Genomic DNA, 15,835 nt, shown 5'->3' with positions numbered 1-15,835 from the left:
GATTTTTTTATTCTAAGGAGGCATAGCATGACAAATTATACAGTAGATACATTACATTTAGGTGCTTTTACAACAGAATCAGGTGAAACAATTGAGAATCTAAAATTGCGTTATGAGCACGTAGGTTATTCGGGACAACCGCTTGTTGTGGTTTGTCATGCTCTGACTGGTAATCATTTAACTTATGGTACAGATGAACATCCTGGATGGTGGCGTGAAATCATTGATGGTGGTTATATGCCAATCTATGATTATCAGTTTCTTACTTTTAATGTTATTGGAAGTCCTTTTGGTTCAAGCTCCCCATTAAACGATGCTCATTTTCCTAAAACAATAACATTAAGAGATATAGTTAAGGCAATTGAATTGGGAATAAAGGCCCTTGGATTTACTAAAATCGATATTTTAATTGGTGGCAGTTTAGGTGGCATGCAAGTGATGGAATTATTATATAATCATCAATTCGAAGTAGATAAGGCAGTCATCTTAGCAGCTACAGATAAAACCTCTTCATACAGTCGTGCTTTCAATGAAATTGCACGTGAAGCGATTCATATTGGAGGTAAAGAGGGACTTAGTATTGCAAGACAACTTGGATTCTTAACATATCGTTCTTCAAAAAGTTATGACGCGCGTTTCACACCAGATGAAGTAGTCAATTATCAACGTTATCAAGGCAATAAGTTTAAAGAATCCTACGATTTATCGTGTTACTTAACGATGTTGAATGTCTTAGATAGTCATCATCTTGATCGTCAGCGCGATGATGTGGATGAGGTCTTCCAATCTTTAAATACAAAAGTACTAACTATGGGCTTTACAGATGACTTGTTATATCCAGATGATCAAGTTAGAGCAGTAGGAGAACGTTTTAAATATCATCGTCACTTTTTTGTTCCAGACAACGTAGGCCATGATGGTTTTTTACTTAATTTTAATGACTGGGCACCTAACTTGTATCACTTTTTAAAAGTTTCGAAATTCAAACGAAAATAATAGATAAGAGAACAGTTAACACATTTGTTTAATTTGAATATAGAGGTTAAAATAGACGTTATAGTCAAAAAAGTATAGGAGTGGCGAATGTGTTTTCAAAAGTACATCCTAAAGCAATAATTATAGGAACTATCGTGCTTGTAGCAGTTGCTTTAGTTACGTATGTATTGCCAATAATTGGTCTGATTCTATGTTTATTCGCTACCATTCCAGGGATTATCATGTGGCATAAATCAATTGCTACATTTGGAATTGGAGCTTTACTCACTGTAGTCATCACGACCTTATTAGGGAATACCTTTGTATTAAGTGCCATGATTCTAGTTTTATTACTAAGTTTTGTAATTGGCCAATTATTAAAAGAACGTACATCTAAAGAACGCATCTTATATATTACAACAATGTATATAAGTATTGTGACGTTAATTGCATTTATGTTATTACAAGCGTTCAAAAAGATTCCAAATACCGAAGTATTGATTAAACCAGCAAAAGACGCAATGAACAATGCGATTGTAAATTCAGGCGTTGAATCAGATTATAAGATCATCTTAGAAGAAGGATTTCGTCAAATGGCTGTTCAACTTCCAAGTTACATCATTATTATGGTCTTTCTTTTAGTTTTAATTAATATCATCATTACATTTCCAATTTTACGCAAATTCAAAGTAGCAACACCTATTTTTAGACCTTTATTTGCTTGGCAGATGAATCGCACATTATTATGGATTTACATGATTGTGCTAGTATGTGTGATGTTTGCGATGAAACCAAGTATATTCCAAAGTATCGTATTGAATTTCGAAGTTGTGTTATCATTATTAATGTATATCCAAGGATTGAGTTTGATTCATTTCTTTGGAAAGGCCAAACGATTACCTGATGCGGTATCTATATTATTAATGGTCGTGGGGACAGTGATTTCACCCTTTACGCATATCGTATCATTACTTGGCGTACTTGATTTAGGAATTAACTTAAAACGAATGATTAAAAAATGACTTTAAAAAGTGAATAGAGGTGGAAGAATGAACCGTCAATCCACTAAAAAAGCATTGCTTATTCCTTACATTTTGATGGTGCTTACGGCAATTGCAATTGTTATTGTAGGGTTTATATTTAAACCTTTAATTGCAACGTTTACGGCGATTGCTTTAATCATTATGATCGTCATTAGTGCGGTATTGATTAAACAAGCATTATCAAAAATGGATCATTATGTGGATAATCTGAGTGGTCATATTTCAGCAGGAAGTAATAAAGCAATTAAACGCATGCCAATTGGTTTAGTTGTGATTGATGCTGACGATCACATCGAATGGATCAACCAATATATGTCTGAACATCTAGAAACGAATGTCATCTCAGAACCAGTCAATGAAGTTTTTCCGAATATTCTTAAGCAACTTGAAAGAATACAAGAAATAGAAATCGAACATGGTCAGTACCATTATCATGTGCGTTATTCTGAAGAAGAACGTTGTTTATATTTCTTCGATATTACAGAAGAAGTACATACAAATGAATTATATGAAGAATCAAAGCCTATCATTGCAACGTTGTTTTTAGATAACTACGATGAAATTACACAAAATATGAATGACACACAACGTTCTGAAATCAACTCAATGGTGACACGTATTATTAGTCGATGGGCAACTGAATATAACATTTATTTTAAACGTTATAGTTCAGATCAATTCGTAGCGTATTTAAACCAAAAAATCTTAGCAGAAATAGAAGATTCTAATTTTGATATTCTAAGTCAGTTACGTGAAAAAAGTGTAGGCTATCGTGCACAATTGACATTAAGTATTGGTGTTGGTGAAGGTACCGAAGATTTAATTGAACTTGGTGAATTATCTCAATCAGGACTTGATTTAGCCTTAGGTCGTGGAGGAGACCAAGTTGCAATTAAAAACATGAATGGTAATGTCCGCTTTTACGGAGGTAAGACTGACCCGATGGAAAAACGAACACGTGTTAGAGCACGTGTTATCTCTCACGCATTGAAAGATATCTTAACTGAAGGCGACAAAGTGATTATTATGGGACATAAACGTCCCGACTTAGATGCGGTTGGCGCAGCTATTGGAGTATCTCGATTTGCGTCAATGAATAATTTAGAAGCATATGTGGTACTTAATGAAGAAGATATCGATCCAACATTAAGTCGTGTGATGGAAGAAATTGATAAAAAACCTGAATTGAAAGAACGATTTGTGACATCTGATGAGGCTTGGGATATGATGACGTCAAAAACAACGGTTGTTGTGGTAGACACACATAAACCTGAAATGGTATTAGATGAAAATATTTTAAATAAAGCGAATCGTAAAGTAGTCATTGATCATCATAGACGTGGAGAAAGCTTTATTTCAAATCCATTACTCGTTTATATGGAACCTTATGCAAGTTCAACTGCAGAACTTGTCACAGAGTTATTAGAATATCAGCCAACAGAACAACGTTTATCACGTTTAGAATCTACAATTATGTATGCAGGTATTATTGTTGATACACGTAATTTTACATTACGAACAGGTTCAAGAACGTTTGATGCGGCAAGTTATTTACGTGCGCATGGTGCCGATACAATCTTAACGCAACAATTCCTTAAAGATGATGTTGATACGTATATTAATCGTTCTGAATTGATACGTACAGTTGAAGTTCAAGATCACGGTGTCGCGATTGCTCACGGTTCTAATGATAAAATCTATCATCCTGTAACAGTTGCACAAGCTGCGGATGAATTGTTAAGTTTAGAAGGCATTGAAGCTTCTTACGTTGTAGCGAAACGTGAAGATAATCTTATTGGTATTTCAGCACGTTCATTAGGCGGTATTAATGTTCAATTAACAATGGAAGCCTTAGGTGGCGGAGGTCACTTAACAAATGCTGCAACGCAAATAAAAGGTGTCACTATAGAAGAAGCAATCGAGCAATTACAACAAGCAATTACTGAACAAATGAGTAGGAGTGAAGATACATGAAAGTAATATTTACACAAGATGTTAAAGGTAAAGGTAAAAAAGGTGAAGTTAAAGACGTGCCAGTAGGTTACGCAAATAACTTTTTATTAAAAAATAAATATGCTGTTGAAGCAACACCAGGTAATTTAAAACAATTAGAACAACAAAATAGACGTGCTGAAGCGGATAGACAACAAGAAATCGATGATGCTAAAGCATTAAAAGCAAAATTAGAAGATATCGAAGTTGAAGTAAGTGCTAAAACTGGTGAAGGCGGTAAATTGTTTGGTTCTATTAGTACAAAACAAATTGCTGACGCATTAAAAAATCAACACGATATTAAAATTGATAAACGTAAAATGGATTTACCACACGGTATTCACGCGTTAGGTTATACTAATGTACCTGTTAAATTAGACAAAGAAGTTGAAGGTACAATTCGCGTACACACTGTAGAAAAATAAAAAGATTTAGGACAAATAGGTAGTCCATTCTTTTAAAAGCAATTCATAGAAAGATATAATGTTGCACTAGCATGTCGAAAATTTTAAGATAGATGGGTGTAATGATTGATGGATAATATGTATGATCAAAGACAAATGCCCCATAACAATGAAGCTGAACAGTCTGTCTTAGGTGCAATTATTTTAGATCCAGAATTAATAGGTTCGACTCAGGAGGTATTACTTCCTGAGTCGTTTTATAGAGGTGCACACCAACATATCTTTAGAGCAATGATGAACTTAAACGAAGATGCTCATGAGATTGATGTAGTCACGTTAATGGAACAATTAACGAAAGAAGGTACATTAAGTGAGGCTGGTGGCCCTCAATATTTAGCTGAATTATCGAATAATGTACCGACGACACGTAATATTGAATACTATAGAAATATAGTTGCTAATCTTGCGCTTAAACGTCGATTAATTCAAACAGCTGATAGCATTGCGAATGATGGGTATAATAATGAGCTTGAATTAGATGCTATTTTAAGTGATGCTGAAAAACGTATTCTTGAACTCTCAGCAAACCGTCAAAGTGATGGATTTAAAGATATTAGAGATGTCTTAGGTCAAGTATATGAGACTGCAGAGGAACTTGATCAAAATAGTGGGCAAACGCCGGGTATTCCTACTGGATACCGCGATTTAGACCAGATGACTGCGGGCTTTAATAGAAATGATTTAATTATTTTAGCAGCCCGTCCTTCTGTAGGTAAGACTGCCTTCGCACTTAATATCGCTCAAAAAGTAGCCACTCATGAAGATAACTATACAGTAGGTATTTTTTCACTTGAAATGGGTGCCGATCAACTTGCGACACGTATGATTTGTAGTTCAGGAAATGTAGATTCTAACCGTTTAAGAACAGGGACAATGACAGAAGAAGACTGGAATCGATTTACGATTGCAGTAGGTAAATTATCGAGAACAAAGATTTTTATTGATGATACACCAGGAATTCGTATTACAGATTTACGATCAAAGTGTCGTCGTCTTAAACAAGAACATGGTCTTGATATGATTGTCATTGACTATCTACAACTTATTCAAGGGAGTGGCTCACGCTTTTCAGATAATAGACAACAAGAAGTCTCTGAAATCTCACGTACGTTAAAAGCCATCGCTCGTGAATTAGAATGTCCCGTTATCGCACTGAGTCAGTTATCTCGTGGCGTAGAACAACGTCAAGATAAACGACCAATGATGAGTGATATTCGTGAATCAGGATCAATTGAGCAAGACGCAGATATTGTTGCGTTCTTGTATCGTGATGATTATTATAATCGAGGCGATGGTGAAGAAGATGACGATAGTACGCAGTTCGAACCTCAATCCAATGACGATAATGGTGAGATTGAAATTATTATTGCCAAACAACGTAACGGCCCGACAGGCACAGTGAAGTTACACTTTATGAAACAATATAATAAATTTACAGACATTGATTATGCACATGCAGACATGTCATAAAAATATTTTTTACCGTACATTATTATTATTTTTAATATAAATGTACGGTTTTTATTTTGTTTTTAAAAAGTAAAGTTAAGTGAAGTATGTGTATTAAACATTTGTAAAACTGACTTGAGATACTGGTAAATTAGCAATTTTAAAGGTTTTTTAATAAAAAATACGTATTTATTTGACTGATGTGAATGCTATTTTTAATGTTCGATTTTTATTTGCATTATATGAAACGTATTGATAGAATACTTAGTGGTTAATTGAGAAAACTTTGGAGGTGCTCACATGTCATCAATCGTAGTAGTTGGGACACAATGGGGAGACGAAGGTAAAGGTAAAATTACAGATTTCTTAGCAGAACAAGCAGATGTGATTGCGCGTTTTTCAGGTGGTAATAACGCAGGTCATACCATTCAGTTTGGTGGAGAAACATACAAATTACATTTAGTACCATCAGGTATTTTTTATAAAGATAAATTAGCAGTGATTGGTAATGGAGTGGTTGTAGATCCTGTTGCATTATTAAAAGAATTAGACGGTTTAAATGAACGTGGTATTTCTACAGATAATCTACGTATTTCAAACCGTGCGCAAGTCATCTTACCGTATCACTTAGCACAAGATGAATATGAAGAACGTCGTCGCGGCGATAATAAAATCGGTACAACGAAAAAAGGTATTGGACCAGCTTATGTAGATAAAGCACAACGTATTGGTATTCGTATGGCTGATCTATTAGAAAAAGATACATTTGAAAGACGTTTAAAAGAAAATATTGAGATTAAAAATGCATATTTCAAAGGGATGTTTAATGAAACTTGTCCACACTTTGATGAAATGTTCGATGAATACTATGCCGCTGGTCAACGTTTAAAAGAATTCGTTACAGATACAGCTAAAATTTTGGATGACGCTTTCGTAGCTGATGAAAAGGTTTTATTTGAAGGTGCACAAGGTGTTATGTTAGATATCGACCATGGTACATATCCTTTCGTAACGTCAAGTAATCCTGTTGCAGGTAACGTGACAGTAGGAACTGGCGTGGGTCCAACCTTCGTATCTAAAGTGATTGGTGTATGTAAATCCTATACATCTCGTGTAGGTGATGGCCCATTCCCTACTGAATTATTCGATGAAGATGGTCATCATATTAGAGAAGTAGGTCGTGAATATGGAACGACAACAGGACGTCCTCGTCGTGTAGGTTGGTTCGACTCAGTTGTATTACGTCACTCTCGTCGTGTAAGTGGTATTACAGACTTATCTATTAACTCAATTGACGTTTTAACAGGTTTAGATACAGTTAAAATCTGTACAGCATATGAGTTAGATGGTGAAACAATCACAGAATATCCAGCAAACTTAGATCAATTACGTCGTTGTAAACCCATCTTCGAAGAATTACCTGGTTGGACGGAAGACATTACAGGTTGTCGTACATTAGAAGAATTACCTGAAAACGCACGTAAATACTTAGAACGTATTTCTGAATTATGTGGCGTTCATATTTCAATCTTCTCTGTAGGCCCTGACCGTGAGCAAACAAACCTATTAGAAAAATTATGGTAAGAAAAGCGTATAAACCTAGAGCAATAACGTGCTAAGAGCGAAAATCGGTTTTTGATTTTAGAGATTAGCATATGATGGATGAGAGAATTACGTTTCGAAGCCCGTTAATAATAAAACATTTAATTGTATACATCTAACGTTGTTAAAGTGACTCACTTTAGCAACGTTTTTTATATATAAAATATGATAATGATAAACGTATCATTTAAATTTGAATATGAATTAATAATGTAAAAGTAAAGAAAAAAAGTATATTGTTATGTAATATACCTTCAAAACAACTCTTTTTTTCTAAAAATTAAGGAATTATAAAAAAATATTAAAATTATGTAAAAAAGTTCTTGTCTTTAAAATAAAAGCTATGCTATAATCTATCTTGTGCTTAAGAACGGCTCCTTGGTCAAGCGGTTAAGACACCGCCCTTTCACGGCGGTAACACGGGTTCGAGTCCCGTAGGAGTCACCATTTTAGGTCTCGTAGTGTAGCGGTTAACACGCCTGCCTGTCACGCAGGAGATCGCGGGTTCGATTCCCGTCGAGACCGTATTGCTTATCCAAAAGGGTAGGCATTTTTTTTATACTTTTTTAATATTGCTTCTTTATTTTTATAAATATATAGACGTTATCATGAGTAAAGCGATGTGTGTATTACAAATAGATGACGTCGCAATATATTTTTAATATTTCTCTCTTTTTTTATACATCTTTTATATATCACTCTTAATTTTCAACGACTATTCACTATCATCATTTTGTAACATTGTACTGTTTCAGTCTTCCTACGACTTTTGTCCAATATTCAAGGCGCTCAACTTATTTGTAATATAAAACGAGCGTGGTAAACTTTAAATTAATGTTATTCTATAATTTTAAATATGAAAATAGAATTAAGTGAATATTAATGTTAAATTATATAGTAGATAAACGTGCGTTAAGACGTAAGATAGCGCCATATAATACAGTTAATGTTTTACTCAAAATATAATAAACATTAAGGTTTGAACTACAATTTGAGAAATGAGGTTTATAGATATGGCTAGAAAAGTTGTTGTAGTTGATGATGAAAAGCCAATTGCGGATATTTTAGAATTTAATTTAAAAAAAGAAGGCTATGAAGTGCATTGCGCTTATGATGGTAATGATGCCGTCGATTTAATTTATGAAGAAGAGCCAGACATCGTATTGTTAGACATTATGTTACCTGGTCGCGATGGTATGGAAGTATGTCGTGAAGTACGTAAAAAATACGACATGCCAATTATTATGTTAACAGCGAAAGACTCAGAAATTGATAAAGTATTGGGCCTTGAATTAGGCGCTGATGATTATGTGACGAAACCATTTAGCACACGTGAATTAATTGCACGTGTGAAAGCAAATTTAAGACGTCACTATGCTCAACCTGCGCAAGAATCAGAAGATACAACGAATGAAATTGCGATTAAAGATATCGTAATTTATCCTGAGGCTTATTCAATTAAAAAACGTGGTGAGGATATTGAATTAACACATCGTGAATTTGAATTATTCCACTATTTGTCAAAACATATGGGTCAAGTTATGACACGTGAACACTTATTACAAACGGTTTGGGGCTACGATTATTTTGGAGACGTGCGTACAGTGGATGTAACCATTCGTCGTTTAAGAGAAAAAATTGAAGACGATCCATCTCATCCAGAATATATAGTGACACGTCGAGGCGTTGGATACTTCCTCCAACAACATGATTAGGGGTTGCAAACGATGAAGTGGCTGAAACAACTCCAATCCCTTCACACAAAACTCGTTATTGTTTATGTCTTACTGATTATTATTGGAATGCAGATTATTGGTCTGTATTTCACTAATAGTTTAGAAAAAGAATTAACCAATAATTTCATGAAGAATATTAAACAATATGCGACACAACTCGAAGTCAATATTGAGCGTATTTATAAAGATAATCCTTCAAATGCACAAAAGGAAGTTCAATCGCTACTGAATGAATACGCTAACCGACAAGAGATTGAAGAAATCCGCTTTATTGATAAAGATCAAATTATAATGGCTACAGCGAAGTTATCATCACATAGCTTAATTAATCAAAAAGTGAATGATAATTCTGTTCAAAAAGCAATCTCTCTTGGCGAAGCAAATAGTCATAACGTCTTAAAAGACTATGGTAATGGTAAAGAACGAATTTGGATTTACAACTTACCAGTTAAGAATGGCAATGATGTGATCGGTAATATTTACATAGAGTCAAATATTAATGATGTATATAACCAGCTTAACAATATTAACCAAATCTTTATTATTGGTACGGCTATTTCCTTATTTATCACAGTCATACTCGGTTTCTTTATTGCGCGAACGATTACGCGACCGATTACAGATATGCGTAACCAAACAGTTGAAATGTCGAAAGGGAACTATACACAGCGTGTTAAGATTTATGGCAATGACGAAATTGGTGAACTTGCGCTTGCGTTTAATAATCTTTCTAAACGTGTACAAGAAGCCCAAGCGAATACAGAAAGTGAAAAACGTCGACTCGATTCTGTCATCACACATATGAGTGATGGTATTATTGCGACGGATCGACGTGGTCGTATTCGTATTGTGAATGATATGGCGATTAAAATGTTAGGTATGGCGAAAGAAGACCTCATTGGGTATTACATGCTAAATGTTTTAAAAATAGAAGGCGATTTTTCATTAGAAGAAATTCAAGAGAATAATGATAGTATCTTAATTGATATGAACGAAGAAGAAGGTATTATTGCACGTGTCAACTTTAGTACGATTGTACAAGATACAGGATTTGTTAATGGTTATATCGCCGTATTACACGATGTTACAGAGCAACAACAAGTGGAACGTGAACGTCGCGAATTCGTTGCCAATGTATCACACGAATTACGTACGCCATTAACATCAATGAACAGTTATATTGAGGCACTTGAAGAAGGCGCTTGGAAAGATGAAAATCTTGCGCCATCGTTCCTTTCAGTCACACGTGAAGAAACAGAACGTATGATTCGACTGGTCAATGATTTACTTCAATTATCTAAAATGGATAATGAAACAGAACAAATTACAAAAGAAATTGTCGACTTTAATATGTTTATTAATAAAATTATTAATCGACATGAAATGGCAGCGAAAGATACAACGTTTGTACGTGAAATTCCAAATGAAACGATTTTCACAGAAATAGATCCAGATAAGATGACACAAGTATTTGATAACGTTATTACGAATGCGATGAAATATTCTCGTGGAGATAAACGTGTCGAGTTCCACGTGAAACAAAATGCACTTTATAATCGAATGACCATTCGTATTAAAGATAATGGAATTGGTATTCCAATTAATAAAGTGGATAAAATCTTTGATCGCTTCTACCGCGTAGATAAAGCACGTACACGTAAAATGGGTGGTACGGGGCTTGGACTGGCCATTTCAAAAGAGATTGTCGAAGCACATAATGGTCGTATCTGGGCAAACAGTGTTGAAGGACAAGGCACATCGATATTTATTACACTTCCATGTGAAGTGATAGACGACGGTGATTGGGATGAACAGTAAGGAACATATTAAATCAGTTATCCTTTTTCTTTTAGTCATGATGAGTATTGTCCTTACGTATATGATTTGGAATTTTACTCCAGATTTAAATAATTTAGACAGCGCGGATAGTAAAAAAAATAATACTAAAACCATTGGTAAACCTTTAGCTGCAAAGATGGACACAGTAATTTCACCTTATCAAGTTGTGTCAGTTAAAGGGGATGAAGTAAAAGGATTGACACCATCAAGACCTCAACTCGCTCAAGTTATTGATCCACTCAAAGATCATGAAGTGAGTAAAGTAGAATTGATGCAAAAAGGGTATAACTTGCAAACTCCGATATTAGACCATGATTTTGTCGTGTTGGATTTTACGTATGATATGCCATTAACAACCTATTTAGGTCAAGTACTTAATAACTCAGCTAAAATTCCTAAACATTTTAGTTTTAATCGAATTTTAATTGATAAAAATCCTAAGGGTGATTTAGAATTATATGCGTTGAGTAAACATCATCAACAAGTCATGAAAGTGACGATAGACGCTAAGGTAACGCCATTTACTAAAACCATTCATCATTTAGAAAAAGATATGGAAACCTATTCGGAAGTGATTACGAATAAGACGACGATTGATAAATCAACGCATATTTTTGCGCCGAAACATCCAAAAGACCTACGCTCATATCGTATGGTATATGATACGATTTCAGTCGAAACGATGAACTCAATTTTATTTGATGATTCTGTCATTATTCGAAGCGGAAAAAGTGGTTCAACCACATATAATAATAATACCGGCGTCGCAAACTATAATGATGACAGTAAAAAGTACCATTATAAAAACTTATCTGAAGATGAATCAGGTTCGAAAGATATGGATACCTCCATTCCAAGTACATTCGAATATATTAATAATCATGGTGGTTTCTTTAACGATGATTTCCGTCTGTTCAATACGGATAATATGTCAGGAGAATTAACCTATCAATTATTCCTCAATGGACATCCTACATTTAATGATCAGCAGTTAAATGAAATTAACGTGACTTGGGGAGAAAAAGGAATTTATGACTATAAACGTGCTCTTCTACGTTCAAGCGTGCCTTTAGAAGGTGCAACGACATCATTAGATAGTTTGGAAACTGTGCGTGCGTCACTTGCGAACAATCATAATATTGATTTTGAAAAAATATCGAATATGATCGTTGGCTATAAAGAAGATGATCAGCCAGATAAAGATGACATCGAAGTACAACGTAATAGTGAATTTATTCCAACGTGGTATGTTGAGTATGATGGTGAATGGTATGTATATCAGGATGGGAGGCTTGAATAAATGAACTGGAAACTAACCAAAACATTGTTTATTTTCGTGTTTGTTCTAGTCAATATTTTTCTCATTCTGATTTATATTAATAAGGTGACTAAATCGCAAATTAATGAAACTGAAAGCGATAATGAAGTCAACTTCCAGCAAGAAGAGATTAAAGTATCGACAGATGTATTAAATAAAGATGTAAGTGGTACGAAGATGCAAATGATTACTGCTACTTCTAAAAACTTTAAATCATACGCTGAAAATAAATCTTCATTAGAAACAAGTGATTCTGGTTTCACAGTAAGTGGTGACGTAGATAATACTGTAAATGTAAGTGATCGTAATCTTAGTGATTTAAAAGATTACATTATCAATCATATTTATAATGGTAAGGTCTATCAACTTGGCGATATTAATTCAAATGCTGTTACCTATGAACAAACATATGATGGGTACCCATTGCTTAATAACAATAAAGCACGCCTTCGCTTTAATATAGACGATGGTAAAGCGACAATGTATAAACAAACATTAATGAGTAAAATTGAACCTGCAAAAGGTGACAATAATCCTAAGAAGCAAGTCATTACACCGCGTAAAGCAATTGAAAGCTTGTATTTCAATCGTTACTTAAAAGCTGGCGATGAAGTATTAGATGCAAGATTAGGATATTACTCAGTAGTAAGAGAAACCAACGTTCAATTACTACAAGCAAACTGGGAAATCAAAGTGAAACATAAAGGTAAAGAAGAAACGAAAAATATTATGTTGAAGCCACTTCAGTCAATCCAAAAGTGATTGATAACTAAAAAGTGAATCATTTTAAATAGAGCAAAATGGCGGTCAAATTTGCCCGTTGTTTTGCTCTTACATATTTAATATAAACAGAGAATTGGAATTTTTAGTTACAGGTTGGTATAGTATACTATAAAAGTACTTTTAGAGCGGAAAGTTTCGAACAGAGATACAAGTTCGAAACTATATTTTTTTAGAAAAAAGAGTAAATATAAAATAATTAGACTGAAGGCACTCTAAATAATTAAAACTTAAGATAATGAGAAAGGATGAACCATCTTGATTCGAATGAGCGTATTAGCAAGCGGTAGTACAGGAAACGCGACTTATGTAGAAAGTGAGAAAGGCAGTCTTTTAGTAGATGTCGGTCTTACGGGTAAAAAGATGGAAGATTTATTTAGTCAGATTGATAGGGATATGAAGAATCTGAATGGCATCCTAGTGACACATGAACATAGCGACCATATTAAAGGACTTGGCGTCATTGCACGTCGATATGGTTTACCAGTGTATGCGAATGAAAAAACTTGGAAAGCGATTGAAAAAAAAGATGATAAAATTCCGATGGATCAAAAATTTATTTTCAATCCCTATGAAACAAAATCTATTGCAGGTTTTGATATAGAATCGTTTAATGTCTCTCATGATGCGATTGATCCACAATTTTACATTTTCCATAATAACTATAAGAAATTTACGATGATTACAGATACCGGCTATGTGTCAGACCGAATGAAAGGTATGATTCAAGGTAGTGACGCATTTATGTTTGAAAGTAATCATGATGTGGATATGTTACGCATGTGTCGTTATCCTTGGAAGACGAAACAGCGTATTTTAAGTGATATGGGACATGTGTCAAATGAAGATGCAGGACATGCGATGGCGGATGTGATTACAGGTAATACGAAACGTATCTATCTTTCACATTTATCTCGTGATAATAATATGAAAGATTTAGCACGAATGAGCGTCGGACAAGTATTAAATGAACATGATATCGATACTGAAAAAGAAGTATTGTTATGTGACACAGATAAAGCACAAGCGACACCGATTTACACGTTATAAAATTGAAAAGAAGTATGAAGCTTAATGAAAATCTTAAGGGAATATGAGGTTTTTATTAAGCTCTTTTTTTGGAAAAATTAAAGATATGATCTAACAATTTGGACTATACATGAATATTCATTAAAAAGTGGATAATTAAAGTGATTTACTTAGAATCTGTGAATAAATATAAAAGACGGTCGTGAAGTTATCCCCAAATCTGAAGAAAGTTATCCACTATTGTGAATAATACACACAGAAATACTCACATTATACACAGACTTATCCACAAAAGTGATGGATGAATGAGATTTTTTGTAGATAAATCTTGAATTTTCCACAGAATTTATATACATTACTGTTATAATTAGAGGGAATTCTGTTAACAAGTTGATAACTTGTGGATAAGTCGAATAACTATTATCAACATGGAGGACTATAATGAAGATTACTATTTTAGCTGTCGGAAAATTAAAAGAAAAGTACTGGAAACAAGCGATTGCTGAATATGAAAAAAGACTCGGGGCATACTCTAAAATTGAGATGATTGAAGTGCCGGATGAAAAAGCACCTGAAAATATGAGTGATAAAGAGATTGAACAAGTCAAAGAAAAAGAAGGACAACGATTATTAGCCAAAATTAAACCACAAGCCACCGTTATTACATTAGAAATACAAGGTAAAATGTTATCATCGGAAGGTTTAGCTAAAGAACTACAACAACGTATGACACAAGGACAAAGTGACTTCGTCTTCGTCATTGGGGGATCAAACGGACTCCATCAAGACGTCTTAAATCGCAGCAACTACGCACTCTCATTTAGCAAAATGACCTTCCCACACCAAATGATGCGCGTCGTCTTAATCGAACAAGTGTATCGAGCATTTAAAATTATGAGAGGCGAAGCGTACCACAAATAAAACTAAAAAAATGAATATTATAATGATATATTAACAATTAAAAGTTTGAACTTTTTTGGCAATGATGTTAAGGCAAAAATGTATTGAAGAAAGTTAAGAGTTTGGGACATAAAGTTCTAGGATAAGTGAAAAAAGACAATTTCTATTGAAGTAATATAAAAATTGTCTTTTTTATAATTTTTTTGATTATTTTCAGATCGTTGAGCTGTTACATTTCTTATATTAAGTGCCATCAGCACAAATTCTAGTTCTCTTTTGTCTTTTTTATTCCTCGAACGGACATTCGAGTGAAATCCAAAATGGCCTTAATAAATCCAAAAAACAGGCTCCACATCAACTTTTTTTGACTGTAGATGGTTTTTGTTTTTGATTTGAAGTTTATACTTTATACATTGGTGTTTCAGAGGACATTCTGAACAATCATCACATTCATATAATTTAAAGTCTCGTTTAAAAACTATATTTATCATGGCTATAGGCATATCTTTTAAATCCTAGTCTTTTATTATTCGGACAAGTGAATTCATCGTTAATTTCGTCATAATCCCCATTTTGAGTATTAAGAAATGTCACTTTTATATTTTTTAGTTTTATCTTTTATAAACATTTCATAAGTTATGAGTGGCATTCGATTAAAATGATAGAATGCTTTAGAGGGTTCTGTTGCAAAGTTGAATTTATAGTATA

11 protein-coding genes, 2 tRNA genes and 2 pseudogenes are annotated in these 15,835 nt (G+C 33.9%); 14 read left to right on the top strand and 1 reads right to left on the bottom strand.

The window, feature by feature from the left end; all coding sequences use genetic code 11:
* Nucleotides 1-27: 27 nt before the first annotated feature.
* The 14 genes and pseudogenes from HMPREF2930_RS04170 to rlmH all read left to right on the top strand — a co-directional run bounded on the left by HMPREF2930_RS04170 (nt 28) and on the right by rlmH (nt 15,148).
* Nucleotides 28-996 carry a homoserine O-acetyltransferase MetX gene (locus HMPREF2930_RS04170; protein WP_017175617.1) on the top strand — a complete coding sequence of 323 codons (969 nt, stop codon included), beginning with the start codon at nt 28-30 and terminating at the stop codon, nt 994-996.
* 89 nt (nt 997-1,085) lie between these two features.
* Nucleotides 1,086-1,997 (top strand): YybS family protein, encoded by a 912-nt coding sequence (locus tag HMPREF2930_RS04165; protein WP_017175616.1) that lies wholly within the window; start codon nt 1,086-1,088, stop codon nt 1,995-1,997.
* A gap of 27 nt (nt 1,998-2,024) precedes the next feature.
* A complete protein-coding gene (locus tag HMPREF2930_RS04160) occupies nt 2,025-3,992 on the top strand; it encodes a DHH family phosphoesterase (RefSeq protein ID WP_017175615.1) in 1,968 nt (655 codons plus the stop codon).
* Nucleotides 3,989-4,435: a 50S ribosomal protein L9 gene (gene rplI / locus HMPREF2930_RS04155; protein WP_002488452.1), complete on the top strand. Its 447-nt coding sequence runs from the start codon at nt 3,989-3,991 to the stop codon at nt 4,433-4,435. The genes HMPREF2930_RS04160 and rplI overlap by 4 nt, the downstream gene beginning before the upstream one ends.
* A gap of 108 nt (nt 4,436-4,543) precedes the next feature.
* Nucleotides 4,544-5,944: a replicative DNA helicase gene (gene dnaB / locus HMPREF2930_RS04150; protein WP_002449507.1), complete on the top strand. Its 1,401-nt coding sequence runs from the start codon at nt 4,544-4,546 to the stop codon at nt 5,942-5,944.
* 279 nt (nt 5,945-6,223) lie between these two features.
* Nucleotides 6,224-7,507: an adenylosuccinate synthase gene (locus HMPREF2930_RS04145; protein ID WP_017175614.1), complete on the top strand. Its 1,284-nt coding sequence runs from the start codon at nt 6,224-6,226 to the stop codon at nt 7,505-7,507.
* Nucleotides 7,508-7,897: 390 nt separating this feature from the next.
* Nucleotides 7,898-7,972: transfer RNA gene (locus HMPREF2930_RS04140), tRNA-Glu, on the top strand.
* A gap of 5 nt (nt 7,973-7,977) precedes the next feature.
* Nucleotides 7,978-8,050: transfer RNA gene (locus HMPREF2930_RS04135), tRNA-Asp, on the top strand.
* 488 nt (nt 8,051-8,538) lie between these two features.
* A complete protein-coding gene (gene yycF / locus HMPREF2930_RS04130) occupies nt 8,539-9,240 on the top strand; it encodes a response regulator YycF (protein ID WP_017175613.1) in 702 nt (233 codons plus the stop codon).
* Nucleotides 9,241-9,252: 12 nt separating this feature from the next.
* Nucleotides 9,253-11,079, top strand: coding sequence for a cell wall metabolism sensor histidine kinase WalK (walK, locus tag HMPREF2930_RS04125; protein ID WP_002454565.1), 1,827 nt, complete (start codon nt 9,253-9,255; stop codon nt 11,077-11,079).
* A complete protein-coding gene (locus tag HMPREF2930_RS04120) occupies nt 11,069-12,400 on the top strand; it encodes a YycH family regulatory protein (protein ID WP_017175612.1) in 1,332 nt (443 codons plus the stop codon). Before walK ends, HMPREF2930_RS04120 begins: the two co-directional genes overlap by 11 nt.
* Nucleotides 12,401-13,191, top strand: a pseudogene (locus HMPREF2930_RS04115) (two-component system regulatory protein YycI).
* A gap of 274 nt (nt 13,192-13,465) precedes the next feature.
* Nucleotides 13,466-14,248 (top strand): MBL fold metallo-hydrolase, encoded by a 783-nt coding sequence (locus HMPREF2930_RS04110; RefSeq protein WP_029376799.1) that lies wholly within the window; start codon nt 13,466-13,468, stop codon nt 14,246-14,248.
* 420 nt (nt 14,249-14,668) lie between these two features.
* Nucleotides 14,669-15,148, top strand: a complete 480-nt coding sequence (gene rlmH / locus HMPREF2930_RS04105; RefSeq protein ID WP_017175609.1) for a 23S rRNA (pseudouridine(1915)-N(3))-methyltransferase RlmH — start codon at nt 14,669-14,671, stop codon at nt 15,146-15,148.
* Between the two features lie 116 nt (nt 15,149-15,264).
* On the opposite strand, the pseudogene HMPREF2930_RS11400 reads toward rlmH, so the two are convergent.
* Nucleotides 15,265-15,835, bottom strand: a pseudogene (locus HMPREF2930_RS11400) (transposase); the annotation flags it as partial.

Source organism: Staphylococcus sp. HMSC068C09 (assembly GCF_001813735.1).
GTDB classification, from domain to species: Bacteria; Bacillota; Bacilli; order Staphylococcales; family Staphylococcaceae; genus Staphylococcus; species Staphylococcus hominis.
This window is presented reverse-complemented; position numbering and strand designations above follow the sequence as displayed.

Bases quoted from the DNA above. Each gene is read 5' to 3' on its own strand.
- HMPREF2930_RS04170 (WP_017175617.1), top strand. From the start codon at position 28: ATGACAAATTATACAGTAGATACATTACATTTAGGTGCTTTTACAACA.
- HMPREF2930_RS04160 (WP_017175615.1), top strand. From the start codon at position 2,025: ATGAACCGTCAATCCACTAAAAAAGCATTGCTTATTCCTTACATTTTG.
- rplI (WP_002488452.1), top strand. From the start codon at position 3,989: ATGAAAGTAATATTTACACAAGATGTTAAAGGTAAAGGTAAAAAAGGT.
- dnaB (WP_002449507.1), top strand. From the start codon at position 4,544: ATGGATAATATGTATGATCAAAGACAAATGCCCCATAACAATGAAGCT.
- HMPREF2930_RS04145 (WP_017175614.1), top strand. From the start codon at position 6,224: ATGTCATCAATCGTAGTAGTTGGGACACAATGGGGAGACGAAGGTAAA.
- yycF (WP_017175613.1), top strand. From the start codon at position 8,539: ATGGCTAGAAAAGTTGTTGTAGTTGATGATGAAAAGCCAATTGCGGAT.
- walK (WP_002454565.1), top strand. From the start codon at position 9,253: ATGAAGTGGCTGAAACAACTCCAATCCCTTCACACAAAACTCGTTATT.
- HMPREF2930_RS04120 (WP_017175612.1), top strand. From the start codon at position 11,069: ATGAACAGTAAGGAACATATTAAATCAGTTATCCTTTTTCTTTTAGTC.
- HMPREF2930_RS04110 (WP_029376799.1), top strand. From the start codon at position 13,466: ATGAGCGTATTAGCAAGCGGTAGTACAGGAAACGCGACTTATGTAGAA.
- rlmH (WP_017175609.1), top strand. From the start codon at position 14,669: ATGAAGATTACTATTTTAGCTGTCGGAAAATTAAAAGAAAAGTACTGG.